Here is a 25,346-nt window from a genome sequence, read left to right on the forward strand (position 1 = left end):
AATTGCAACTTGCAATATCATCGATGTTTAAGTTGTGCTTTTATTTATCTGAAATACTATTGCTCATTTTTTCAATTCCTTTTGTTTCAATGGAGGTTGATTTATATCGTAGATCTAGAAAGAAGTCAATAAGTATGTCTAGATACTTCTCGATGAAATTGAATAAAGGTCCCGCAATATATTTCACAATATTAAAAGAGGCAGTAATCATTAACGTTACTGTTCCTGCCAAAATCAAGTATTTATTATAATGCCCCATTAAATTATTGAAGATTATATATCCTATTCTTTGGTTTTGCAAATACAGTGGATAGGTCATAATACCCAAGTAAAGAAAATAGGGTTTATTTAGCCATTTTAGACGCCCTAAAATGACCAAAAGCATAATTGCATATACAGCGAAAATTACAGCAACGATAATAGGTTTTGAGAAGGTTTCTGGATAAATGATTATTGCTATTTTGGCATAAATCATACGATGAAATGTGGAGAGAATGAAACAGATAAGGATGGCGGTACCATTCTTTATATTTATTTTTTTACTATTATAGATTTCTGCCATTAACATACCGGCAATAAATGCAGGTGACCATTCGAACATCAAGAACAAGTCGATTACTTTTACGACGATATTGCCTTGAACTAAAGGATATATACCTGATAACGCTAGTCATATTTATATGCAATTGTAGATATTTTTATTTTCTTGTAACGGTGTAGTATTTAGAAAGCCAAGTGCAAGTGCATAAAACCTTAATTCTACCAACATGGTCCAGTAGGCTCCATCCAAACGTTCTACATGGAAAAAATCTTGTAGCAATGTCAAATTGAATAAAAAGAGACCAAATGTGGCATGAAATCTGGGAGCTCCGAAGAAGACCGTAACCATATAGGTGATGAATGCACAAAGCCAATACACGGAAAATAAACGTACCACTCTAGATTTGAAAAAGTAGGAAACAGATTTATTTGATACAGAAAGTGCAATAACAAAACCACTGATGATGAAAAATAAGTCAATAAAAACAGCGCAATACTTTATCCACTCACCTGCAAGTTCCAAGAAACTTAAGTTTTTCAGCTTTCAATTCTCTATAAAGATAGAGGACCAACATAATACCGACAGCGGTAACAAATCGTAGTAAATCTATTTGGTAAATGCGCTTTTTAACAGGCATAAAAATTTAAACGTATTATGTCAGTAAGCAAAAAACGTCATATTCTTAAGAATAAATTATTCTAGTCGATAGAAGTGTCTATAAATTGGCTTATCTCCTTTTAGTAGGTAATTATGAGCATATTGAGATTGGTGAAACACTCAAATCGTTAAATTTCTTTACCTTTGTCAGATATTTAAAAATAGTAAAATGGAAGAAGGAATTTACGCCAAGTTTAATACTAACAAAGGTGAAATATTAGTAAAATTAACCCATGAAAAAACTCCAGGTACGGTAGGTAATTTCGTGGCTCTTGCAGAAGGGAATAAAGAGAATAATGTAAAAAGTAAAGGTGAGCCTTTTTATAATGGGCTGAAATTTCATAGAGTGATTCCAGATTTTATGATTCAAGGTGGTTGTCCACTAGGAAGAGGAACTGGAGATGCAGGGTATAAATTTGATGATGAATTTCATCCTGAATTAAAGCATGACAAACCAGGTGTACTTTCTATGGCAAACTCTGGCCCTGGCACCAATGGTAGTCAATTTTATATAACTCACGTTCCAACCCCATGGTTAGATAATAAACATACCGTTTTCGGTCATGTAACTGCTGGTCAAGGGGTTGTTGATGAAATAGCACAGGAAGATTTAATTGAATCTTTAGAGATAGTTAGAGTAGGTGATGATGCCCAAAATTGGGATGCTGTTAAGGCTTTTGAAAATTTTAATACTTCTGGTGAGGCTCGTTTAGCTGCAGATAAAGCAAAGCAAGAAGCCGAACTTGATAAAGTAGCTGCTGGTTTTGAATCTACCGCATCTGGACTTCGATATAAGATGATTCAGAAAGGTAATGGTGCTAAAGCTGAAAAGGGTAAACAAGTATCTGTTCACTACGAAGGTTCACTTTTATCAGGAGATGTATTTGACTCTTCTTATAAGCGTAATTCACCAATAGATTTTCAGTTAGGTATTGGTCAGGTTATTCCAGGTTGGGATGAGGGAATTTCACTTTTAAAAGTTGGTGATAAAGCACGTTTTGTAATTCCATCAGATTTAGCATATGGTTCAGCAGGAGCTGGAGGGGTAATTCCACCAAATGCTACATTAATATTTGATGTAGAATTAATGAAAGTAGGATAAATAATAATTTATTCTAATAAAAGAGCAACACCTTTATCGTGATGATGGGGGTGTTTTTTTGTGTAAATATATTTTAACTGTCGTAAATGGTATTTTCCACTATTATTTTTTACGGGCTGTAAAGCCAGCCAATAGTAAGGCAATATTCACGATAATTAAAATTAGAAATACAGTGAAAAATGTGTTCATAGGTTGTACAGTAAAGTCGGGGAACTTTAATATGTTTAACCATTAGATAGTCAATCTCCTAAATGGTTGCGTTGTTGTTGAACAAATTTTTAAATTTTTAAGATAAAGCATAAAAAAACCCGAACCATTGGTTCGGGTTTTATTCTATAAAAAAGTTAAATCGTTACCTAGTCAATTACCTTCACATTAACGGCGTTTAATCCTTTTTTACCTTGTTGTAGTTCAAATTCCACAACATCACCTTCTCGAACTTCATCGATTAAGCCAGAAATGTGTACAAAATGATCTTCGTTTGAACCATCTTCAGTGATAAAACCATAACCTTTGGAATCATTGAAGAATTTTACTGTCCCTTTACTCATAATAGAAAAATTAAATATTAATTAAAGCGCGAAGATAGTTTTTTTTTATTAAATATCTTAAATTCTTACAGGTTATCTTAATGTTAAGAATTAGACTCTAACATCTTGAGCATGAACTCGTTTTTAGGCCTATGCAGTAGGGTCTGGCGTCATTCTCAAGTAAGGTTTTATTTCGGTAACTCCTTTAGGAAACATTTCTTTTGCAACGGCAGTTGATATAGCAGGGCTAACCACAACATCTTTACCATGTTCCCAGTTTGCTGGTGTAGCAACTTTATGGTATGCAGTAAGTTGTAAAGAATCTATAACTCTTAATAATTCATAAAAATTTCTTCCTGTCGAAGCTGGGTATGTCAATGTAAGTTTTACACTTTTGTCTGGTGCAATGATAAATACCGAACGTACCGTTAAATTGTTGTCTGCATTTGGGTGAATCATATCATATAGATGAGACACTTTTTTATCTTCATCGGCTATAATAGGAAAATTAACCGTGGTATTTTGAACTTCATTGATATCCTTGATCCACTCTGCATGCGACGCTGCACCATCAACACTAAGGGCTAGCATTTTTACGTTTCTTTTGTCAAATTCGTTTTTGAATTTAGAGGCTGTTCCTAACTCTGTTGTGCAAACAGGTGTGAAATCAGCTGGATGCGAGAATAAAATTCCCCAACTATCGCCTAAATAATCGTATAAATTAATAGTTCCCATTGAACTATCTGCGGTAAAATCTGGAGCCTTATCTCCTAATCGTATTGTTGCCATTTGTATGATTTTTAATTAATATATTATATCCTATAAAATTACTAGATTATTAGTCCTTGTGTAAAGGTTTTTGGTTAAAAGTCTATTAAAATTTTTACTTTTAGTTTATGGAAAAATTAGAAAAGTTAAGATACCCGATTGGGCATTTTAGTTGCCCAGTGGAGATTTCAGAAGAAGATATAAAAGAATGGATTAATGTATTGGATGCCCTGCCAGCAAGGTTGTCGAACCTTGTTAGTGTATTTTCTGAAGCGCAATTGGAAACCCCGTATAGGGATGGAGGATGGACTGTTCGACAAGTAATTCATCACTTAGCTGATAGTCACCATCATAGTTACACCCGTTTTAAATGGGCCTTAACGGAGAATAGCCCTTTAATTAAAGCCTATTATGAAAAAGATTGGAGCGAAATGTTCGACGCCAAAACAGCTCCGATAGAATTATCTTTAAATTATCTTACTGCATTGCACGCAAAGCTAGTCTATCTATTAAAGGGTATTTCATCAGAAGATTTCAAAAAATATTACATTCATCCAGAAGGAAATACTAATGTATCAGTGGTAGAAAATTTAGGTAAATACGCTTGGCATAGTAACCATCATTTTGCACATATCAAAAATTTAGCTGTTAGAAATGGATGGTAGTTTTTTTTGGAATTAAACTTCCTTTAGTAATATAAACATTGGTTTTTCTTTCTCAATGACATTTTTAAATGGAACTTTAGTGGTATCGATAATAGAAAAATTATTTGCTAAATAGAAAGATAGGGCAGGACCATTTTGCATAGCGCCTAAAAATACTGCTTTTTTCGAAAGCTCTCTTGCCTTGATTTCTATGAATTTAAGAGTTTCTCTTCCGATACCTAATCCTGTAAATTCGTTTTGAATGTAAATTTTATCTAAATAAAGAGCTTCTGATTTATTTAATTTGGCAATGGCCATGTCTAAGGTGATTTTTAAAATACCTACATAATCATCTTTCATTTTTAGTAGATAAAGAGCAGTATTTTCATCTTTCTCTTCCTTTAATAGAACCTCTTTGGTGAAACTATTTTCAATATAGGTTGATGTATCACCGTTTGGCCAAAGGTGCCTGTAATGCTGGTTATACGCTGTAGTGCCTATTTTTATGTAGTCATCATACAGTAGCGGAACTAATGGTTCAAATTTAATGGTGCTTTTCATTCTTCTGTACGAAATATGCTTTTTTCAAAATGATTTCAAATCAAACTTGAGGTTTCCATTTAATATTACAGCCTATGCTAGGCTTTTGAAGAGAATCAATTTTTTTTCCGGATAATAATTGATCTAAAGCATCTCTAAGGTCCTTTCCATTTAAAGGTTGCCCATTACCTGGTCTAGAATCGTCTAATTGACCTCTGTAAACTAGCTTTAATTCATCATCAAAAAGAAAGAAGTCTGGCGTACACGCAGCATCATATTTTTTTGCAACTTCTTGGTGTTCATCATATAAATAAGGAAATGTATAATTTTCAGCTTTTGCCTTAATTCTCATATAATGTGGCGCATCCTCCGGATAATTTTCAACATCATTACTTGAAATTGCAATAAAACTTATACCTCTATTTTGATAATCTTTTGATAATCTGGTAATTTCCGGATTTACATGTATAACAAACGGGCAATGATTACAAATAAACATGATCACCGTTCCTTTTTCTCCATTTAGAGTGTGCAGATTCATCGTTTTTTGACTTACCGTATCTAATAAACTGAATTCTGGTGCTATGGTGCCTAAAGCCAACATATTGCTTTCGGTTCTTGACATATAGTTTTAAATTTAATGTTACTAAGTTAAGAAATTAAAAAGCCTTGTAATTGATTATAACATTTACTAATTTCAATAGACTCTTAAAATCAATTATATGAAAAATTCATATTCATCGCTTTCTATTGCAATACAAGATTTACAAAAGGAAGGGTACACGGCAGATTTTAACTTATGTAATGCAGGTGTTGAACATAAACATAAGAAACGTATTCATAAAGCAACTGAATTAGATGTAATTAAGTTTTATCGATTTGAAGGTATGAGTAACCCAGACGATAATACTATATCGTATGTTATAGAAACTACTACTGGTGAGAAAGGACTACTGGTTGACGCATACGGAATGTATGCTGGTAATGTTCCAAGAGATTTAATAGAAAAACTTAATATGATTAAATGAGCGATACTATTTCTTGGGCCCAGTTTTGTAATATTGATATGAGGACAGGAACGGTAGTCGATGTTTTAGATTTTCCTGAAGCTCGAAATCCTTCCTATAAATTACATATTGATTTTGGAGATGACATAGGTATAAAAAAAACTTCTGCTCAGATTACAGATAAATATGAAAAAGATGAACTTTTAGGAATGCAGGTTGTTGCAGTAGTCAATTTTCCAGTTAAGCAAATAGCCAATTTTATGAGTGAATGTCTTATATTGGGTGCTGTTGAAGGAAATTCAGTGGTTTTAATTAAACCACAAATGAAAGTACCTAACGGATTAAAAATTTCTTAGTTTATTGACTGAAAACCTTTTAGATAACGTTCATATTAATTTTGATGCAGGTTCCCTATGGGTTTTGAACCTAGTATTGGGTTTGGTAATGTTCGGTGTCGCTTTAGAGATATCGATTAAAGATTTTAAGCCCTTATTGTTAAAGCCAAAAGCAATAATTTTAGGTCTTTTTAGTCAGTTTATTTTGCTGCCAGCGGTAACCTATTTTTTAATTCTTTTTATAGAACCATTACCAAGTATCGCTTTAGGCATGTTCATGGTAGCTGCCTGCCCTGGTGGTAATATTTCTAATTTTATCTCATACCTTTCTAAGGCAAATACGGCATTATCGGTTAGTCTTACCGCTATCGCCACGCTTTTGGCTATTGTAATGACACCGTTGAATTTTCATTTCTGGTCAATGCTGTATACGCCAAGTTCAAATTTGATTCAAGAGATTTCTATTTCACCTGTTGAAATGTTCAAACTTGTATCGTTGCTATTAGGTTTACCTTTAATTTTAGGTATGTATGTCAACTACAGCCATCCTGTTTTAGCGATGAAATTAGCAAAAAGATTAAAAGTGGTTTCTCTGCTCTTTTTTATATGTTTAGTCTTTATCGCTTTGTATAATAACCTCGATATTTTCAAGGAATATATTGTTTATGTTTTCTGGATTGTTTTAATCCATAATCTTATTGCTTTTTCAACAGGTTACAGTGTTGGTAAGTTATTTCGACTACCAGAAGATAGTATCAGGTCAATTACTATTGAAACAGGAATACAGAATTCGGGCTTAGGTTTATTATTGATTTTTACGTTTTTTGACGGATTGGGAGGAATGGCATTACTTGCCGCTTTTTGGGGAATTTGGCATATCGTTTCCGGACTGATTTTGGCTGCATTGTGGAATGGTAAACCTATTACTAAAGAAACTATAGCGTGAGCCGTTTTATATATTCGATAGTTAAGTTGGTGGTGAAGACCGGACTTTATACCTATCATAAAAAAATAGTAATTACAGGACTTCACAATATACCAACGGATAAACCTGTTTTATTTCTGCCTAACCATCAAAGTGCTTTAATTGATGTTTTACTAATAGCAACAGACTGCCAACGAAAGCCTTTCTTTTTAACGCGTGCAGACGTATTCTCTAGTTCTTGGTTGAATCGAATTTTTTCATACTTCAGGATGTTACCTATTTACAGAATTAGAGATGGTAGAGAAACCTTGGTCAATAATAACCTGATTTTCGATACTTGTTCTGAAATATTAGATAGAGGAGAAGCGCTAGTTATTTTCCCAGAAGCTAATCATAATCTTCAACGAAGGGTTAGGCCCTTAAGCAAAGGTTTTACAAGAATTATTTTAAGGAGCTTTGAACTTTATCCTGAATTGGATATACAATTAGTACCAGTAGGATTAAATTATAAAAATGCAGCTCATTTTCCTGATGAAGTTGCAGTTCATTACGGTAAATCTATTTCAGCCAAAAGCCTCTTTGATTTAGATGATGTTAATAAATCTAGTCAATCAATAAAAGATATAGTTTCTTCGAGTTTAAAAAAACTAACAAGTCATATTCCAAATGATGAACATTATGAGGCAACGGTTAGTAGGTTAATGAATGAAAATGTGAGCTTTCTTGATCCTGTGTTGGTAAACGAAACAGTTCAATCATATTCGAAATCAGTAACAAATAGTACTAGCGAAGCACCTTCCGAAAGAGAAAAATTCAATCTATCAAAATTGCTGTTTTGTATATTGAATTTTCCTGCTGTTTTGCTATGGCGTTTTTGGCTAAAACCAAAAGTGCCTGAAGCTGAATTTATGGGTACTTTTAGGTTTGCATTTAGTCTGATTCTTTTTCCTATCTATTTACTCACTCTTTTTATATTTATTTCGTTTTTACATAATATGGAAATAGCTCTTTTGAGTATAGGGTCGCTGACAGTTTTTAACATATTACTCGTTAAATTCGTTCTACGTTAAAAGGCTGTAATTACAATGCCTTTAAAAAAGGATTGTACCAATTAAGTATATAAAAAAACGACCCTTGGTGATAAGGGTCGTTTTGGTTATTATTAAAAATATACTTTTAATTAGATGTCCTCAAAGCTTACATCAGTAAAACTAGAGGTACCTGTTGAAGTGTTCTCTGTTTCTTGTTCAACCTCTGTTTCCTCTTTTTTGAAATCTTTTTGATGTCTTTCAGATATTACTTCAGAACCTTTTTCATTAATGATGAAATCCATCATTTCTTCCACATTTTCCTTAAAGGCTTCAAAATCTTCTTTATATAGATAAATCTTGTGTTTTTTATAATGGAAAGATCCATCATCGTGTGTGAATTTTTTGCTTTCAGTTATCGTAAGGTAATAATCACCAGCTTTGGTACTTCTTACATCAAAAAAATAAGTCCTTCTGCCAGCGCGTAAAACTTTGGAGTGAATTTCTTCCTGATCTGATAAATCTCTTTCGCTCATTTCTTATGTTTAGTGTCGTTATACTATCAAAAATGGAAAAAAAAACCCTATCCAACAACAATTTTCTAATTTTCTTTCTCTGAAAGTTGTTTGTGGTAAAGCTCTTTGTAATAGCCAGCCTTGCTATTTAATTCTTCATGTGTGCCTTCTTGAATTAGTTTTCCATCTTCTAAAACCAGTATTTTATTAGCATTTTTAGCAGATGAGACTCGGTGACTTACAATTAGTGTAGTTCGATTCTCAGAGGCTTTTTTTAGATTATTCAATATTTCCTCTTCAGTTTCAGTATCTACGGCAGAAAGACAGTCATCGAACAAATATATTTTAGGGTTTTTAATTAGTGCACGAGCAATTGAGACGCGTTGTTTTTGACCTCCACTAAGGGTAATTCCTCGTTCTCCTAATACGGTGTCATATTTTTTTGAAAACCCTATAATATTTTCATGAACGACGGCATCTTTGGCAATATTGATAATTTCTTCATCAGTTGCATCTTCTTTGCCGAATTTTATATTGTTCTTGATACTATCAGAAAACAGAAAAGCATCTTGTGGAACGGCGCCTATAGATTCTCTTAAATTAGTTAGGTCAAAGTGCTTTATAGGTTCATCATCTATTAAGATTTCTCCTGATGTGGTGTCATATAGTCGAGCAACTAAATCTAAAATAGTCGATTTACCTGATCCGGTTTTTCCAAGAATAGCTATTGTTTCCCCTTCTTTGATAGTGAAAGATAAATTGCTTAATGCAGTAATCTCGGTATCTTCATACGTGAAGCCAACATTTTTAAATTCTATTTTTCCTTTAACCTTATGATTGTAAGTAGGGGTGTTTTTTAATTCTGGTGCAACGTTCAAAAATTCATTAATTCTTTCTTGGCTCGCTGCCGCTCGCTGAACAATAGAAGTTAACCAACCTACAATAGCAACTGGCCAAGTAAGCATATTTACATACAAAATGAATTCTGCAATAAGGCCTACGCTTATTTCACCCGCTAAATACTGTTTGCCACCAATGTAAATCACCAAAATATTACTAATACCAATCAACAAAATCATAAGAGGAAAGAACCATGCATTTATTTTTGCAAGATTTACACTCTTTTCTTTTCCATCTATTGCAAGAGTTACTAATTCATCATTTGTCTGCGGTTCTAAGGCGTAAGCTTTAATTACAGAAACCCCTGAGAACACTTCTTGTGTAAACGTAGATAAGGTTGATAAATATTGCTGAACTATGGTGCTTCTTTTATGTATAACCTTACTAATTTGATAAATTAATACCGATAATATAGGTAGTGGTAATAACGTGTACGCGGCTAAGGTAGGCGCTTTTATAAACATTAAAGGAATTAAACATGCGAATAAAGTAAGCGTTTGTATACCGTACATTATTGCTGGGCCAGCATACATACGCACCTCGTTTACATCTTCACTTATTCTGTTCATTAAATCGCCCGTTCTATTTTTCTTATAGAAGTTGAGGCTTAACTTTTGATAGTGGTCGAAAATTTCGTTTTTAAGATCATACTCAATATATCTAGAAATATTGATAATAGTCTGCCGCATTAAGAAAGTGAAAAATCCTGATAGTAAAGCAGCTCCAACTATTATAAGAATGTATTCTAAAAGTAGTTCTTGCGCTGTCGATTTCGCTATTTCAGTAGAAATATATCTTTCAACTACAGATATAGATTTATTAACATAAGAAGGCATAACCAATTGAAATAGCCTTGCTACGACAGTGATAATGATTCCTAGAAAAAGTTTAAGCCGATATTTCTTGAAGTATTTATTAAGGTGCTTAAGTTCTTTCATAGGTTGTTAAAAAAAGAAGATTATAACTATTCTTTGATCAAAGATAGTTTTTTGCCCTAAAACCATATGTTATAAATAAGCTAAGATAAATACGATTGCTATTGTGACCCTTTAAATAGATGCTTACCTTTGCAGCTTTAATTATTAATTTATTTAAAAAAGTTCTTTAAAATGCTTACAAGAAGGCACATTAGGGTTAAAGTAATGCAGAGCATATACGCCCTAATTCAATCCAAGGATGATTCCTTGCAAAAACAAGAGAAGTTTTTAAAAGTAAGCATAGAGAACACCTATACGCTTTATTTATTATGGTTAAGTCTTTTTGTAGAAATACAGAAAAGGGCTGCAGACCAAATTTCTCTCGCTGCTAATAAATACATTACCGATAAGAAGCAAGAATTTCCAAACCCAAACAAGTTTATTCAAAACAGATTGTTGCTACAAATGGTAGACAATACTAAGTTGACTGAAGAACTTAATCATAGAAAGCTTGATAATTGGTACTTGAATGAAGAATATGTGAAACTTATCTATAAAGAGATAATAGAGAGTGAAGCATATCAAGAGTACATGTCTAAGCCAGAAAGCGATTATGCTTCAGATAAGGAATTGGTAATGACCTTGTTCAAGACAATTATTGCACCGAATGAAAAAATTTACGACTATTTCGAAGACGATAAATTAACATGGGTAGATGATATTCCAATTGTGAATACCTTTGTGTTGAAGCATTTGAAAAAAGCAAAACAGGTACATCCTGAGTCATATTTTCTGCCTACTCTAATGAAAGATGATGATGATATGCAATATGCCTTGCAACTACTTTCTAGAACTTTATTGAAAAATGAAGCTTTAGAAAAGGAAATTGAGGGTAAAACACCAAATTGGGATAAAGATCGTATTGCCGAGATAGATAGTATTTTATTAAAAATGGCAATTTGCGAATTGTTACACTTCCCATCAATACCAGAAAGAGTAACTATAAATGAGTATTTAGAGATAGCAAAAGAGTACTCAACTCCAAAAAGCAGCATTTTTATAAATGGTATTTTAGATAAACTTACAAAAGAATATAAGGCAGAAGGAAAGCTTAACAAAATGGGTAGGGGTCTGTTATAAAAATATTTTATAATTTTACAATTAATTGATAAATCATAATAGTATGAAAAAAATAGTTCTAATTGTTGGTCTAGTATCAATGGTAGCGTTTACCTCTTGTAAGGATAATGCATCAAGTAAAATCAAAACAGATAACGTAGCAGAGGCTGCAGTAAGAGATGAGGCTGCAAAAGCAGTGCCTGTAATGTCTTTTGAAAAGGCAGAACACGATTTTGGTACAATTGAGCAAGGAACACCTCAAGAAACAGTTTTCATGTTTACAAATACGGGTAATGCACCACTAATTATTACAGATGCAAAAAGTAGTTGTGGTTGTACTGTACCTAACCCACCAAAAGATCCTATTGCACCAGGTGAGACTGGTGAATTGAGAGTTAATTTCAATGGTTCTGGTCAAAATCAAGTAACCAAAACAATTACGGTTACAGCGAATACAGAAAAAGGTTCTGAAATTTTGAGGATTAAAGCTTTTGTTAATCCAAAAGGAGCAGCTCCACTAGGACCTGTTAAATAAATATAAATACAGATATACCAAAAATGGGTGATATAGGGCAGTTTCTTCCGATGATTTTGATTTTTGTGGTCGCATATTTTTTTATGATTAGACCTCAAATGAAAAGACAGAAGGATGAAAAGAAATTTTCGGCAGAGTTAAAACGTGGTGATCGTGTTATTACCAAAAGTGGTCTGCACGGAAAGGTAGTAGATTTAAATGAAAAAGATTCTTCTTGCGTGTTGGAGACAATGGCAGGGAAATTAAAATTTGATAGATCTGCCATATCCATGGAAATGAGCGTTAAATTAAACGCTCCAGAAAAATAAATTTTTATATTTCATATAAAAAACACCGATGGAAACATCGGTGTTTTTTTTTAGCCTAAAAGCGGTATATTTAGTAAAACTAAATAATGCTATGCTACAAAATAGAAGAAGTTTTATTAGAAAAGGGACAGCCGGATTAGTAATGACAGGAGCTTCATTTGTATTTCCGATGGAATTATTGTCCATGATGCGGAAAAAAGTGGGAGCAAATGACACCATTAATGTTGGTTTGGTAGGATGTAATGGAATGGGTTTTTCTGATTTATCTTCTTTTCTTAAAATGAGTGAAATCAATGTAATCGCTTTATGTGATGTTGACGAGAATGTTTTAAAAGAAAGAACCGCCGATTTAGAAAAGGCGGGTATTAAAAAGCCGAAATGGTATGGTGACTATAGAAAATTACTTGAAAATAAAGATATTGATGTTGTCATTATAGGTACTCCGGATCATTGGCATTGTTTACAATTGACCGATGCGTTACAGGCTGGTAAAGATGTGTATTGTGAAAAACCAATAGCTAACTCTATACAAGAAGCTGATATAATGCTTTATGGTGTGCAAAGTAGTGATCGAATGGTTCAGATTGGGCAATGGCAACGTAGTCAGCCACATTTTGTTGATGCAATCAAATATGTGCACTCGGGTGCTCTTGGTGAAATAAGATTAGCTAAGGCATGGGCTTACCAAGGTTGGATGAAACCTGTGCCAGTTGCGGCAGATTCTGCTACACCAAACGGGGTAGATTACAACATGTGGCTTGGGCCAGCTGCATCAAGACCTTTTAATGCAAACAGATTTCATTTTAACTTTAGGTGGTTTTGGGATTATGCTGGCGGATTAATGACAGATTGGGGGGTACACTTAATGGATTATGCACTTTATGGTATGAAAGCTGGTTATCCAAAATCTGTAATGGCATTGGGTGGAAAATTTGCATATCCTGACGATGCGTCTGAAACACCAGATACATTGCAAACTGTTTATGAATATGAAGGGTTCTCAATTCTTTGGGAACATGCCACAGGTATTGATGGTGGTAATTATGGCAGAAACCATGGTATAGCTTTCATAGGTAATAATGGAACATTGGTTTTAGATAGAAGCGGATGGGAAGTAATACCAGAAAAGGAATTTCAAGGCTGGGGTAAAGAAGGTATACCCAAGATGGAGGCTTTGTCTTATGGAAACGAAGGAATTAGTGGCCTAGATTTACATACTAAAAACTTTATAGATGCAGTTAAAAGTAGAGATAATTCAATTTTGACAGCTCCTTTAAAAGTCGGTTATGATGCGGCAGTAGTTTCACACATGGGTAATGTTGCTTATAAAACAGGTAATAGAGTTTATTGGGATAAAGAGAAAGGACAATTTACAGATTCTTCTGCAAATGAACTTATCAAAGCTAATTATCAAAATGGCTGGAAACTACCTTATATGTAGAAAAATGTAGTGGGTTTTAACGGTATTTATCGTTAAGACCCTTTTTTTCTAAAATGAGAGCTATGGCTTTGTTTAGTCTTGATAGTTTAGTTTTCTCTTGTTTAGCAGTTTCAATATATTCAACATATTCTCTTTGTTTTGCGAGGGTTAAACTTTGAAAAGCGTTTCTGAGTTCACAATTTTTTTTAAAAACTGAAGATAATTGGGAAGGTAGAATGAGTTTGTCGTTCGTCTTTCTAATCAGGTTTATATGCAACCCTTTCTTTTGATTTTCGATAGCTTCAGTAATATATTCACGTACCGTAGTTTTATTAATTTCATCTAATGATTTAAATTTCCAATGCCGCATCGCTTTGGTTTTACCTTCTTGGGCATTCTCTAGAATTTTCGTTGGATCACTCAAAAATACCCCATTGAAAAACCAGATGCCAAAATGAGATTTAAATTTGCAGATGGCAACTATATTCTTATTATCTAAAGTGTATGTTGGAAAGCTCCATTTGAAGGTTTCTATTAATCCGCATTTTAAAACTAACAGTCTTAGTTCATGAACACCATCTTTAAATTGATGATTTTCATTGTAGAACCGTTCTATTTTCTCTGGCTTATCCACGAATATTATTGATGAGCTGTTAATTCACAAATTCTAATAATAACTTCCACTGCTTTTTGCATACTCTCAACAGGCACATATTCATATTTGCCATGAAAGTTATGGCCGCCGGCAAAAATATTTGGGCATGGTAGTCCCATATAGCTTAATTGAGAACCATCGGTTCCGCCTCTAATGGGTTTTATTATTGGCTTAATGCCAATATCTTCCATAGCTTTTTTTGCTATTTCTACAATATGGTAAACGGGCTCTATTTTCTCTTTCATATTAAAATATTGGTCCTTTAGTTCTAAGGAAATACAATCATCATATTTGTGATTGTATTTTTTGACCAATACTTTCAATAATTCTTTTCGTTCATTAAATCGCTGTAGGTCGTGATCTCTAATAATCAATTCAATAGAGGCATTTTCAATTTCACCATGTACAGTATGTACATGAAAAAAGCCATCTCTTCCATCGGTTTCCTCTGGTATTTCATGTCGTGGTAAATCAGCAATTATATGATTTGCAATAAGTACGGCATTTACCATTTTGCCTTTTGCATAACCTGGGTGTACGCTTTTACCATTAATTGTAATTTTTGCGCTGGCTGCATTGAAGTTTTCATATTCCAATTCACCAATTTGGCTTCCATCCATAGTGTATGCCCATTTTGCGCCAAATTTTTCTATATCGAATTTGTGAGCCCCTCTACCAATTTCTTCATCTGGTGTAAAGCCAATACGAATAGCTCCGTGTTTTATTTCTGGGTGTTTCACCAAATATTCCATAGCAGTTACTATTTCGGTTATACCTGCTTTGTCATCTGCACCTAACAAGGTAGTTCCATCCGTAGTAATCAATGTTTGTCCTATATATTGTAATAAATCGTGAAAGTATGAAGAAGATAGAATTATGTTCTTTTCCTCATTTAGCACAATATCATTACCATCATAATTTTCAATAATGTTCGGTTTTACGTTTGTGCCAGAAAAATCAGGAGAAGTATCAAAATGAGAAATAAAACCGATAGTGGGTACTTCGTGATCTACGTTTGAAGGCAAAGTTGCCATAATGTAGGCATTGTCATCAATAGAAACATCTTCTAAGCCAATTGAACGGAGCTCTTCTGCCAATTTTTTTGCCAAATTCCACTGTTTTTCAGTGCTTGGTGTAGTCTCTGATGATGAATCGCTTTGTGTGTCAATAGTAACATAACTAATAAAACGGTCAATGATATGCTGCATGGTAAAAATGATTTCATCAAAAATAGGGTTATATATCGTAATTTAGTAAATGTAAGATTTGATAAATAAGATGATGAATACATTTAGATTGTTGGTGGTGTTTAGTTCCTTTTTTCTTCTAAATAAGACCTACGCACAAGCAGATTGTATACTTGGTGTGGGTCTAACTAATGATTCAATAATTTCTGATGTATTTCAGTTAAATGAGATGCAACATGAAAAATTGGTGAGTTTTAGTGCAGAATTGAAGTATCGAAATGATTTATTGAATAATGAGTTGCAGAACGTAAAGAGTCGACATCCGCAAAGTAATGTTAAGGAGTTGAGCCAATTAGCGGATAAATATAAAAGTGTAATGGATAGTATGGCTAGAGTTCAAACAATGATTGATAAAAGAATGTTGACTTTGTTTAATTCAAAACAATATGAATTATATCGTAATCTTTGTAAAGAAGCTTCTCGCTCACCATTCATTGTTACCCCTACAATTTATTCAGATAGTACGAACAACGAAAACAGATAACGTATTTCGCACTTTTTTCAAATACACTTTTGTATTTTTGGGAATCTAAAATATATAAATGTACAGGCTTCTTATTAGACCTATTTTGTTTCTTTTCGACCCAGAAAAAGTTCACTACATAAGTTTTTCTACCATTAAATTTTTGTCAAAGATTGGATTATCTGGTCTTTTTAAATCTATGTTTTTAATAGAGGATAAACGTTTGGAGCGTGAGTTATTTGGCCTAAAATTCAAAAACCCAGTAGGGTTAGCAGCTGGGTTTGATAAAAATGCGGTGCTCTATAACGAATTGTCGGATTTTGGATTCGGATTTGTTGAAATAGGAACTCTAACTCCAAAACCACAAGATGGCAATCCGAAGAAAAGATTATTTCGATTAAAAGCTGATCACGCTATTATTAATCGAATGGGCTTCAATAACCATGGGGTTTTTGAGGCAGCCGAAAAATTAAAAAAAGAACATAGGGTCTTAATCGGGGGTAATATTGGTAAGAATAAGGTTACTCCAAATAACGAGGCAATTAAAGATTACTTAATATGTTTCGATGCTTTATTTGACCATGTAGACTATTTTGTGGTCAATGTTAGTTCGCCCAACACACCTGGTTTACGCGAGTTGCAAGACAAAGAACCGCTTATGGCGTTATTAAATGAATTGCAATTAGAAAACTCTAAACTAAGTACGAGAAAGAAAACCATTCGTAAGCCAATTCTACTGAAAATAGCGCCAGATTTAACTGATAGTCAGTTATTAGATATTATTGAAATTGTTGATACTACTAAGATTGATGGAGTAATTGCTACAAACACAACTATCTCAAGAGAAAATTTAAAATCTCATGCGCTTTTAATTGAGGAAGCAGGTGGTCTAAGTGGCGCGCCTTTAAAGAACAGAAGTACCGAGGTAATTAGGTTTTTGGCAGAAAAGAGTAATAAATCGTTTCCTATTATTGGGGTAGGTGGTATTCATTCTGCGGAAGATGCTATTGAGAAATTAGAGGCAGGTGCAGATTTAATTCAATTGTGGACAGGCTTTGTATATGAAGGACCAGGATTAGTGAAGAAAATTAATAAAGCACTATTAGAAAAAGCGAGTAATTAAGAGGAAATCAATACTATTAAGTGATTGTTGATTTACAAACTTGAATTGCATGTATAATAAAAGCCTTTGTACATTTTAGTAGTATAAAGGCTTTTATCTGTATAATCAGATTGTTTTTTTAATTATTGATTGGTCCAATAATCAATTACTAAAACATCATCTAAATATGGAGTTAATACTGCACCAAAAGCTTTGTGGTCTGGGTGAGGTAAATAAGTAGCACGGTCTTCTTCGCTTTCAAAAGTTAGAAAAAACGCATGTGTGAAACCTTTTTCTAATCCTTCAGGGCTATTGTTCAATCCCCATTCATATCCTTTTATTTGTTCAATTTTTGAAGGTAAAGCGCTAAAAGCATCTTCGACTTCTTTTATTTGTGATTTGGTGGTTCCTTCTTTAAACTTAAAAAGAACTACATGCCTTAATAGGCTGTCTGCCTTGATCATTGTTGGTGAATTTGTAGTTTCATTTGATGAGGCAAAAGCATTTGCCATGAATGAAATACTGATTAGAAAAACGAGCGCTTTAATTTTCATGATTTTATTATTTTTAAACAAGATATTAAATATAGGTGTAAATAATGGTAATTTGTACTTTATGTCCTTAACCAACTAATTTCTCATTTGAATTACGAAATCTTATTAGCGTTCTCAATGGCTACTTTTGCTTTGGCGCTGTCACCAGGTCCCGATAATATTTTTGTACTTATACAAAGTATTACTAATGGTCGCAAATTTGGTCTTGCTGTAGTAGCTGGTCTAATGACAGGTTGTTTGGTACATACTACTTTATTGGCATTTGGGATTTCGGCGGTTATAAAAAATAATCCAACCATATTTACTTTAATTAAAATTTTTGGTGCGGTATACTTGGTGTATTTGGCAATTTCAGTTTATAGAGGAGGAAATTCTATTTCAATTGAAACTGAAAATAAACAGGTTAAAAGTATAAGTAGTTTATTTCGACAAGGATTTATAATGAATGTTTTAAACCCTAAGGTGACTATCTTTTTTCTAGCTTTTTTTCCAGGGTTCTTATTCTCGGATAGTATAAGTACTATTATTCAATTTTATGTTTTAGGACTTCTTTTTATTATGATTTCATCTATAGTATTTAGCGGTATCGCTTTATTATCAGGTAGTATTTCAACGTTTTTGACAGGGAATAAAAAAACAGGATTTGTTCTTAAGTGGGTTCAAATTACTGTCTTTCTAGGGATAGCTATTTTTTTATTTTTCGGATAGCTTATTTCTTGTATAATTAAGTCTTACTTAATTTGAGTTTGTATTTTTACATAATGTCCGATTCAAAAATTAAAATAGTAGAATGCCCTAGAGATGCTATGCAAGGCATAAAGGATTTTATACCTACAAGTGAAAAAGTAAGGTATTTACAATCATTATTGGGTTGTGGCTTTGATACTTTAGATTTCGGAAGTTTTGTATCTCCTAAAGCAATACCCCAAATGGTCGATACGGCAGAGGTTCTGTCAAATCTAGACCTATCGGAAACTAAGACAAAATTACTGGCTATTGTTGCGAATGTCAGAGGTGCCGAGGATGCGGTTTCACATCCAGAAATAGAGTATTTGGGATTTCCTTTTTCTATTTCAGAAAATTTTCAAATGCGGAATACCCACAAGACCATAGCGCAATCTGTAGAAACGTTACAAGAGATTTTTAATTTGGCAGATGCTGCAAATAAAGAGGTGGTGACTTATATATCGATGGGATTCGGTAACCCATACGGTGATCCTTGGAATGTTGAAATAGTAGGGGAGTGGACTGAGAAGTTATCAAAAATGGGTGCGAAAATTTTGTCCCTCTCGGATACTGTTGGTACCTCTGATTCCGAAACTATAAATTATTTGTTTTCCAACCTTATTCCAAAATACCCGAATATCGAATTTGGTGCCCATTTGCATACTACACCCACGAAGTGGCATGAAAAGGTGGATGCAGCTTACCAAGCAGGTTGCCGTAGGTTCGATGGTGCCGTTCAAGGTTTTGGAGGTTGCCCAATGGCCAAAGATGAGTTAACTGGAAATATGCCCACCGAAAAAATGCTTTCCTATTTTACAGCTCAAAAGGCAGACACAGGAGTGAACTGGATGGTTTTTGAAGCGGCTTACAATAAAGCGACAGAATTATTTTCGGCTTATCATTAATATTGAATCCAACAAGCAAAAAAAAGCCTTGTACATGACAAGGCTTTTTTATATAAACGGGTTATTAGTACCTTAATTCTATTCCACCAAAAAGACCAAAAGGAATTCCAGGTCTTAGTCCTGCAGGTACACGCGCTACCGCGTAGGTCTCATCTAACAGATTCATTGCATTTATCGTTATTGTAATATTTTGGTTATAACGATACTTTGTGCCTAAATCCAATACGATGTTTGATGCAACAAGCTCATTGTCAGGAATAGCACCTACACCTGCTTTTGTTCTAAAGGCGCCGTTATAACGGCCACTAAAGTTTACTTCAAATTTTTCATGTTCTAAACTAATGGATGCGTTAAACTGGTGTTTGGATAGGTAAGGCAGTTCATCACCAATATTGACTTCACCCCAAACGCTATTACTACTGCCAAAACTATTTAAGAACTCTGTATCTGTAAGGGTATATCCAATTGTAATAGGTAATGCGAAGGTATCTGAGTTGATTATGGGGTTATAGTTCAATAAGAATTCTATTCCCTGTACTTTAACCTCACCGGCATTAAATTGGTCTAAGGAACCTGTACCACCTGTTGCAGCCAAGTCACTTCCTAAAAGATTACTGTAGTCATTATAGAACCCAACAAATTCTCCTGAAAAGCCTGCATAAGAAAAGCGAGTGCCTAGCTCATAATTAACGCTCTCTTCTGGTTTTTCACCCACTTGATTACTTGGCGGAGAGAATCCTTTGTGGATGCCTCCAAACAAAGAAATATTTTGAAAGTTGTAGTTAAACCCCATCCCTGGGATAATTACATTTACTTGGTTCTCCCGTTCCGAAAGATTGACACCTGTTCTTTTTGGGTCATTACTACCGTAATTTGTCTGTCCTAAATTGATATTCTCATAACGAAGGCCTGGGGTCAAGGTTAGTTCTTTGTATTTTAGTTTGTATAACGCGTAAGAAGAAAAAGCTTTGGCATCACTTATTCTATTAGCATCAGTACCTCTTTGTCTTGCCGTTACTACTGCCATGGTTCCGTTGTTAAGGCTATAGTCGTCAACCCATTGAAAGCGGTCTTCTTCGTCATAGTGGTAGCGTAAACCAACTTCTATATCGTGAACTGTATTGTCAGTATTCCATCTGTAATTCAATTTGGTCTGGATTCCTGTAGCAAGGTATTCTCTATTATTTGCTTTTACTGCAATGACATCATTTGCTTCTGTATTCGAATTTCCGCTAACAATATCGTAGTAACTTGAAAGCTCTTCGGGATTTTGAATAATGTTAGTAATACTCTCACGTTGACCGTTTACAGTCAAATAATCTACTTTGAACCAGTTACGATTAAAATTATTTAAATAGGCAGTTGTAGTGATTCTAACATTTGAGCTAAAGGCCATGGTATGTGTGCCCATAAATTGTAGATGTTTCGTATTCATCTGATCTTCCTGCGAACCTGCATAACGACGGAAGGGGGTAGCGGAAAAATCAGCTTCGGTAAGACCTAAATAGGTTTCATTGGAAATTTCATCAGAATATTGAAATTTAAATTCAAAGGCCTGACCAATTTTAGCTTCAGGATTTGTGTTTACTTTGAATTTAGCGACCAAGTCGTTTTTATCAAATCCGGTATTTTCACCATTATCCAATTCTTTGAATCCGTTAGAATTGTAGTTGAGGTATTCTATAGAATATCCAAAATTCTTTTTACTATCTCCCAATTGGGTATGTAAACGACCACTGTTAAAACTACCGTAGCTAGAGTTTAGAAAGATGCCAAAACTGTCTGGCACCTCAGTCGAAATCATATTAATGGCACCACCAGTAGTGTATGGGCCGTATTGTACTTGACTACTACCTTTTAATATTTCTACTGCTTGCATTCTAGCAATTGTTGGGAAATAGTAGGCTGATGGTGAGCTGTAAGGAGCTGGAGCAATTAATACCCCATCCTCCATTAAGGTAATCTTTGAGCTACGCTCTGGAGAAGTACCTCTAAGGCTAATGTTTGGTCTAAGTCCAAAACCATCCTCTTCGTAAACATTTACTCCAGGAACACTTCTAAGGGTTCGGTTTATGTCTGTATAATTAAACTTCTTAATTTCTTTTGGTGAAATGTAATAGGCTGAACCTGTTCTGTTCTTGGCTTCAAACTTACTCCCTAAAATAGAATTGGCTTTAAGTGTTACTTCGTTTAAATGTATTGAATCCATGCTTGTAGATGCTGGTTTCTGAGCAAATACAGCTAGAGTTAATAGGAATGTAAAAAGGAATATTGAGGTTTTCATTTTATTTATACTTATTTAGACTTACTTAAAATAGTGTTCTTTTGCGCAAATGTAATACCCTTCTTTGTTATTTGCAAAGCTTATTTAGAATAAATAAAAATAGTGTGTTATTAATACTTTAAAATCAAAAGATTAGGACTAAAATTTTAACACTTGATAAGTGTATTATCTTGATGAACCGTATTCATTTGACTAAGTAAAAAAAGAGTATCTTTGCACGCAATTAAATCCTTAATTGCTATGCAAGCCCACCAAAATAAAATTCTAGGAGAAGGTCTAACATACGACGACGTATTATTAGTACCTGCCTATTCTGATGTACTTCCAAGAGATGTAAACATTCAGACCAAATTCACCAGAAATATTACCATTAATGTTCCTATCATATCTGCAGCTATGGATACGGTTACGGAATCTAGAATGGCTATTGCTATGGCTCAAGAAGGTGGTATTGGTGTTCTACATAAGAACATGACCATTGAGCAGCAAGCTATGAAGGTAAGAAAGGTGAAAAGAGCTGAAAGTGGAATGATTTTAGATCCTGTGACTTTACCTTTACATTCTAAAGTGAAAGATGCAAAGGCCAATATGAAAGAGTATAGTATTGGTGGTATTCCGATTGTAGATGATGCAGGAAAATTATTAGGTATTGTTACCAATAGAGATTTACGTTTCGAGAAAAATAATGAACGCCCAATAGCTGAAGTGATGACTTCAGAAAATTTAGTTACTGCAGAAGAGGGTACTTCATTATCAGAGGCTGAAGATATACTTCAACAACATAAAATCGAAAAACTTCCAGTTGTAACAAAGGATAATACTTTGGTAGGACTAATAACTTTTAGAGATATTACCAAATTAACCCAAAAGCCAAGTGCCAATAAAGATCAATACGGAAGATTACGTGTTGCTGCTGCCATAGGTGTTACTGCCGATGCCGTAGAAAGAGCTGAAGCTTTAGTTAATGCAGGTGTAGATGCAGTTGTTATCGATACTGCCCATGGTCATACAAAAGGCGTAGTAGCTGTTTTAAAAGCGGTAAAAAATAAGTTTCCGAATTTAGATGTTATTGTAGGTAATATTGCAACAGGTGAAGCTGCCAAATATTTGGTAGAAGCTGGTGCAGATGCGGTTAAGGTTGGTATTGGGCCAGGCTCAATTTGTACGACTCGTGTAGTTGCGGGTGTTGGTTTTCCACAATTCTCTGCCGTGTTAGAAGTTGCAGCCGCAATTAAAGGCTCTGGTGTACCTGTTATTGCAGATGGTGGAATAAGATATACTGGTGATATTCCTAAAGCTATAGCAGCTGGTGCAGATACCGTTATGTTGGGATCGCTTTTAGCGGGTACAAAAGAATCTCCAGGAGAAACCATCATTTATGAAGGACGAAAGTTTAAATCATACAGAGGTATGGGTTCTGTGGAAGCCATGAAACAAGGTAGTAAAGATCGTTATTTTCAAGATGTTGAAGATGATATTAAAAAGTTGGTTCCAGAAGGTATCGTAGGTCGTGTACCATATAAAGGAGATTTATTTGAAAGTATTCATCAGTTTATTGGAGGTCTAAGAGCTGGTATGGGTTACTGTGGTGCGAAGGATATAGCTACTTTACAAGATACAGGTAGATTTGTAAAAATTACTGCAAGTGGTATTAATGAGAGTCATCCACATGATGTTACTATCACCAAGGAAAGTCCGAATTATAGTAGATAGAAAAAATATAATGCATAAAAAAAAGAGGTCTAAAAGATCTCTTTTTTTATTTGTTGATTTGGCATTTTATTTGCCTGTCTTACTAACATAGGCGTCCCATTTTTTCTCCTTATAAATATTATCACCAAAATAACGGGCTATTTCTAAAAACGGCTTTGGTTTTTGATAACCAGGTACTGGTGACAACATATTTAGTTCTTCATCCAAAAAAATCGTTGTTGGGTAACTTAAACGACCTTGCATTAAGGCAGCGGCAAATTCATGATATCCTTTTCTTCCTGAGGGTACAAATTTATAAATCTTTCCTTTGTATTCAATAGGTTCTTTGCCTTCTCCATCTAGCTTAACCATGTAATAGTTTTCTGCCATATAAGCGGCAACTTCAGGGTTTTGAAAGGTGTCTTTGTCCATTTTCTTACACCATCCGCACCAATCGGTATAGACATCTATGAATACTTTTTTAGGATTTTTATCGGTTGCAGCTAATTCTGCAGCTTCATTCCAAGAAAGCCAATTCACCTCTTGAGCAAAAGTAATGCTCGAGATAAGTATAAAGGCAATGAATAAAACCGTTTTAGAAATATAAAGAGCGTTCGATTTCATATGATTTTTGAGATATTAGTCCAATAGCAATACCAAAACTAACGCATTTTTACGTTCTTTATTTCACTTTAGCAATTTCTTTAACAGCGAACAAATCTTTAATATCCACTTGATTACGTATTAAATCATCAAAAGTTTCTCTTTCGCGAATAAGAATTGCTTTGCCTTTGTGCCAAAGAACCTCTGGTGGTCTAAATCTAGAATTGTAGTTGCTGGCCATTGTAAAGCAATAAGCACCAGCATTTTTAAAGCAGAGAATATCACCTTCAGTTATTTCATTAATTCTCTTGTTGCTTGCAAATGTATCGGTCTCACATATATAACCAACAACAGAGTAATAACGTTCTCTTCCCTCAGGATTAGATATGTTCTTAATAGTATGTGTAGCACCGTAAAGCATAGGGCGTATTAAATGGTTGAAACCAGAATCTACACTTGCAAATACGGTTGAAGTAGTCTGTTTAACAACATTTACCTTAGCTAGAAAAACGCCGGCTTCACTTACCAAAAATTTACCAGGCTCAAATGCCAAAGTCAAATCTTTCCCATATTCTTTGCAAAACTCATTGAAACGGGTGCTTAATTTTTTACCCAACTCTTCAACGTTGGTTTCAATATCGCCTTCTTTGTAAGGAACTTTAAACCCACTACCGAAATCGATAAAATCGAGATTTTTAAAATTTCGGGCGGTATCGAATAATATTTCAGACGCATATAGGAAAACATCGATATCTAAAATATCACTTCCAGTATGCATATGAATACCATTAATATTCATTTTAGTCAACTCTACAATGCGAAGCAAATGTGGAATTTGATGAATACTGATTCCGAATTTCGAATCTATATGACCTACCGAAATATTAGAATTTCCTCCGGCCATTACATGCGGATTAATTCTTATACATACGGGTATCGTTGGGTGTTTGCCGCCAAATTGTTCTAATATAGATAAGTTGTCAATGTTGATACGGACACCAAGTTTAGATGCTGCTTCAATTTCTTCAAGCGAAACACCATTGGGTGTAAAAATGATGGATTCTGGTTTGAAGCCAGCCAACAGGCCTAATTGTACTTCTTGGATAGAAACCGTGTCTAAACCACTACCAAGACTATTCATTAATCTTAAGATAGAAATATTAGATAAGGCTTTGGCTGCATAATTGAGCTTTAATTTCTTTACCGAACCAAATGCCTTGGTCAATCTATTGAACTGTGAAACTATTTTTTCCGAGTCATAAACATAAACTGGATCACCAAAGGTTTTTGCTATTTGCAACAAATCCTCATTTTTCATACTATA

At 34.1% G+C, this 25,346-nt stretch carries 29 protein-coding genes; 15 read left to right on the forward strand and 14 right to left on the reverse strand.

Annotated elements, in window-relative coordinates:
• Nucleotides 1–40 precede the first annotated feature (40 nt).
• Both B5X55_RS01920 and B5X55_RS01925 read right to left on the reverse strand, forming a co-directional pair.
• Complete coding sequence (locus tag B5X55_RS01920) at nt 41–601, reverse strand: acyltransferase (protein ID WP_143814379.1); 561 nt, start codon at nt 599–601, stop codon at nt 41–43.
• A 75-nt stretch (nt 602–676) separates the two neighbouring features.
• Nucleotides 677–1,063: an acyltransferase family protein gene (locus B5X55_RS01925; RefSeq protein ID WP_159447513.1), complete on the reverse strand. Its 387-nt coding sequence runs from the start codon at nt 1,061–1,063 to the stop codon at nt 677–679.
• A 304-nt stretch (nt 1,064–1,367) separates the two neighbouring features.
• Between B5X55_RS01925 and B5X55_RS01930 the strand changes: the two genes are divergently transcribed.
• Complete coding sequence (locus tag B5X55_RS01930; protein ID WP_079510828.1) at nt 1,368–2,300, forward strand: peptidylprolyl isomerase; 933 nt, start codon at nt 1,368–1,370, stop codon at nt 2,298–2,300.
• Between the two features lie 356 nt (nt 2,301–2,656).
• Here B5X55_RS01930 and B5X55_RS01935 read toward each other — a convergent pair whose 3' ends face one another.
• Both B5X55_RS01935 and B5X55_RS01940 read right to left on the reverse strand, forming a co-directional pair.
• Nucleotides 2,657–2,851 (reverse strand): cold-shock protein, encoded by a 195-nt coding sequence (locus B5X55_RS01935; RefSeq protein ID WP_027064347.1) that lies wholly within the window; start codon nt 2,849–2,851, stop codon nt 2,657–2,659.
• Nucleotides 2,852–2,980: 129 nt separating this feature from the next.
• Nucleotides 2,981–3,619 carry a peroxiredoxin gene (locus B5X55_RS01940; RefSeq protein WP_079510830.1) on the reverse strand — a complete coding sequence of 213 codons (639 nt, stop codon included), beginning with the start codon at nt 3,617–3,619 and terminating at the stop codon, nt 2,981–2,983.
• 107 nt (nt 3,620–3,726) lie between these two features.
• On the opposite strand from B5X55_RS01940, the gene B5X55_RS01945 reads away from it, so the two are divergent.
• A complete protein-coding gene (locus B5X55_RS01945; protein WP_079510832.1) occupies nt 3,727–4,263 on the forward strand; it encodes a YfiT family bacillithiol transferase in 537 nt (178 codons plus the stop codon).
• Between the two features lie 12 nt (nt 4,264–4,275).
• Here B5X55_RS01945 and B5X55_RS01950 read toward each other — a convergent pair whose 3' ends face one another.
• Complete coding sequence (locus B5X55_RS01950; RefSeq protein ID WP_079510834.1) at nt 4,276–4,803, reverse strand: GNAT family N-acetyltransferase; 528 nt, start codon at nt 4,801–4,803, stop codon at nt 4,276–4,278.
• Nucleotides 4,804–4,843: 40 nt separating this feature from the next.
• Nucleotides 4,844–5,407, reverse strand: a complete 564-nt coding sequence (locus B5X55_RS01955; RefSeq protein ID WP_079510836.1) for a thioredoxin family protein — start codon at nt 5,405–5,407, stop codon at nt 4,844–4,846.
• Nucleotides 5,408–5,504: 97 nt separating this feature from the next.
• On the opposite strand from B5X55_RS01955, the gene B5X55_RS01960 reads away from it, so the two are divergent.
• From B5X55_RS01960 to B5X55_RS01975, 4 genes are read left to right on the forward strand one after another with little or no spacing between them, the layout of a single operon-like run.
• A complete protein-coding gene (locus tag B5X55_RS01960; RefSeq protein ID WP_079510838.1) occupies nt 5,505–5,810 on the forward strand; it encodes a phosphoribosylpyrophosphate synthetase in 306 nt (101 codons plus the stop codon).
• Nucleotides 5,807–6,145: a tRNA-binding protein gene (locus B5X55_RS01965; RefSeq protein WP_079510840.1), complete on the forward strand. Its 339-nt coding sequence runs from the start codon at nt 5,807–5,809 to the stop codon at nt 6,143–6,145. The genes B5X55_RS01960 and B5X55_RS01965 overlap by 4 nt, the downstream gene beginning before the upstream one ends.
• Nucleotides 6,146–6,149: 4 nt before the next feature.
• Entirely contained in the window at nt 6,150–7,070 is a 921-nt protein-coding gene (locus B5X55_RS01970; protein WP_079510842.1) for a bile acid:sodium symporter family protein, read from the forward strand.
• Nucleotides 7,067–8,119 carry a lysophospholipid acyltransferase family protein gene (locus B5X55_RS01975; protein WP_079510844.1) on the forward strand — a complete coding sequence of 351 codons (1,053 nt, stop codon included), beginning with the start codon at nt 7,067–7,069 and terminating at the stop codon, nt 8,117–8,119. Before B5X55_RS01970 ends, B5X55_RS01975 begins: the two co-directional genes overlap by 4 nt.
• Nucleotides 8,120–8,229: 110 nt before the next feature.
• Here the strand turns inward: B5X55_RS01975 and B5X55_RS01980 are convergent, their stop codons facing one another.
• Both B5X55_RS01980 and B5X55_RS01985 read right to left on the reverse strand, forming a co-directional pair.
• Nucleotides 8,230–8,613 (reverse strand): PUR family DNA/RNA-binding protein, encoded by a 384-nt coding sequence (locus B5X55_RS01980; protein ID WP_079510846.1) that lies wholly within the window; start codon nt 8,611–8,613, stop codon nt 8,230–8,232.
• A 65-nt stretch (nt 8,614–8,678) separates the two neighbouring features.
• Nucleotides 8,679–10,430 carry an ABC transporter ATP-binding protein gene (locus B5X55_RS01985; protein ID WP_079510848.1) on the reverse strand — a complete coding sequence of 584 codons (1,752 nt, stop codon included), beginning with the start codon at nt 10,428–10,430 and terminating at the stop codon, nt 8,679–8,681.
• A 204-nt stretch (nt 10,431–10,634) separates the two neighbouring features.
• Here B5X55_RS01985 and nusB point away from each other — a divergent pair, with 204 nt between their 5' ends.
• The 4 genes from nusB to B5X55_RS02005 all read left to right on the forward strand — a co-directional run bounded on the left by nusB (nt 10,635) and on the right by B5X55_RS02005 (nt 13,812).
• Nucleotides 10,635–11,549: a transcription antitermination factor NusB gene (gene nusB / locus B5X55_RS01990; protein ID WP_234999643.1), complete on the forward strand. Its 915-nt coding sequence runs from the start codon at nt 10,635–10,637 to the stop codon at nt 11,547–11,549.
• A 43-nt stretch (nt 11,550–11,592) separates the two neighbouring features.
• The gene (locus B5X55_RS01995) at nt 11,593–12,063 is read left to right on the forward strand and encodes a DUF1573 domain-containing protein (RefSeq protein ID WP_079510852.1); all 471 of its coding nucleotides are present in this window, start codon (nt 11,593–11,595) and stop codon (nt 12,061–12,063) included.
• 23 nt (nt 12,064–12,086) lie between these two features.
• Nucleotides 12,087–12,371, forward strand: coding sequence for a preprotein translocase subunit YajC (yajC, locus tag B5X55_RS02000; protein WP_079510854.1), 285 nt, complete (start codon nt 12,087–12,089; stop codon nt 12,369–12,371).
• 91 nt (nt 12,372–12,462) lie between these two features.
• A complete protein-coding gene (locus B5X55_RS02005) occupies nt 12,463–13,812 on the forward strand; it encodes a Gfo/Idh/MocA family protein (RefSeq protein WP_079511088.1) in 1,350 nt (449 codons plus the stop codon).
• Between the two features lie 16 nt (nt 13,813–13,828).
• Here the strand turns inward: B5X55_RS02005 and B5X55_RS02010 are convergent, their stop codons facing one another.
• Both B5X55_RS02010 and pepT read right to left on the reverse strand, forming a co-directional pair.
• Nucleotides 13,829–14,425 carry a YdeI/OmpD-associated family protein gene (locus B5X55_RS02010; RefSeq protein ID WP_079510856.1) on the reverse strand — a complete coding sequence of 199 codons (597 nt, stop codon included), beginning with the start codon at nt 14,423–14,425 and terminating at the stop codon, nt 13,829–13,831.
• 5 nt (nt 14,426–14,430) lie between these two features.
• Nucleotides 14,431–15,654 (reverse strand): peptidase T, encoded by a 1,224-nt coding sequence (pepT, locus tag B5X55_RS02015; RefSeq protein WP_079510858.1) that lies wholly within the window; start codon nt 15,652–15,654, stop codon nt 14,431–14,433.
• Nucleotides 15,655–15,724: 70 nt separating this feature from the next.
• Between pepT and B5X55_RS02020 the strand changes: the two genes are divergently transcribed.
• The gene (locus B5X55_RS02020; RefSeq protein WP_143814380.1) at nt 15,725–16,177 is read left to right on the forward strand and encodes a hypothetical protein; all 453 of its coding nucleotides are present in this window, start codon (nt 15,725–15,727) and stop codon (nt 16,175–16,177) included.
• Between the two features lie 58 nt (nt 16,178–16,235).
• Nucleotides 16,236–17,279 carry a quinone-dependent dihydroorotate dehydrogenase gene (locus B5X55_RS02025; protein ID WP_079510862.1) on the forward strand — a complete coding sequence of 348 codons (1,044 nt, stop codon included), beginning with the start codon at nt 16,236–16,238 and terminating at the stop codon, nt 17,277–17,279.
• A gap of 122 nt (nt 17,280–17,401) precedes the next feature.
• On the opposite strand, the gene B5X55_RS02030 is transcribed toward B5X55_RS02025, so the two are convergent.
• Entirely contained in the window at nt 17,402–17,812 is a 411-nt protein-coding gene (locus tag B5X55_RS02030; protein ID WP_079510864.1) for a Dabb family protein, read from the reverse strand.
• Between the two features lie 87 nt (nt 17,813–17,899).
• Here B5X55_RS02030 and B5X55_RS02035 point away from each other — a divergent pair, with 87 nt between their 5' ends.
• Together B5X55_RS02035 and B5X55_RS02040 are read left to right on the forward strand one after the other, a co-directional pair.
• Nucleotides 17,900–18,520 (forward strand): LysE family translocator, encoded by a 621-nt coding sequence (locus B5X55_RS02035; RefSeq protein WP_079510866.1) that lies wholly within the window; start codon nt 17,900–17,902, stop codon nt 18,518–18,520.
• Nucleotides 18,521–18,573: 53 nt separating this feature from the next.
• Complete coding sequence (locus B5X55_RS02040; protein WP_079510868.1) at nt 18,574–19,443, forward strand: hydroxymethylglutaryl-CoA lyase; 870 nt, start codon at nt 18,574–18,576, stop codon at nt 19,441–19,443.
• Nucleotides 19,444–19,507: 64 nt separating this feature from the next.
• Here the strand turns inward: B5X55_RS02040 and B5X55_RS02045 are convergent, their stop codons facing one another.
• Nucleotides 19,508–21,727, reverse strand: a complete 2,220-nt coding sequence (locus B5X55_RS02045) for a TonB-dependent receptor family protein (protein ID WP_079510870.1) — start codon at nt 21,725–21,727, stop codon at nt 19,508–19,510.
• Between the two features lie 240 nt (nt 21,728–21,967).
• Between B5X55_RS02045 and guaB the strand changes: the two genes are divergently transcribed.
• Nucleotides 21,968–23,440, forward strand: coding sequence for an IMP dehydrogenase (gene guaB / locus B5X55_RS02050; protein WP_079510872.1), 1,473 nt, complete (start codon nt 21,968–21,970; stop codon nt 23,438–23,440).
• Between the two features lie 66 nt (nt 23,441–23,506).
• Here the strand turns inward: guaB and B5X55_RS02055 are convergent, their stop codons facing one another.
• Nucleotides 23,507–24,043 (reverse strand): thioredoxin family protein, encoded by a 537-nt coding sequence (locus B5X55_RS02055; protein ID WP_079510874.1) that lies wholly within the window; start codon nt 24,041–24,043, stop codon nt 23,507–23,509.
• Nucleotides 24,044–24,101: 58 nt separating this feature from the next.
• Nucleotides 24,102–25,340 (reverse strand): diaminopimelate decarboxylase, encoded by a 1,239-nt coding sequence (gene lysA, locus B5X55_RS02060; protein WP_079510876.1) that lies wholly within the window; start codon nt 25,338–25,340, stop codon nt 24,102–24,104.
• Nucleotides 25,341–25,346: the final 6 nt, after the last annotated feature.

This window comes from Maribacter arcticus (genome assembly GCF_900167935.1).
In the GTDB taxonomy this organism is placed as follows: domain Bacteria; phylum Bacteroidota; class Bacteroidia; order Flavobacteriales; family Flavobacteriaceae; genus Maribacter; species Maribacter arcticus.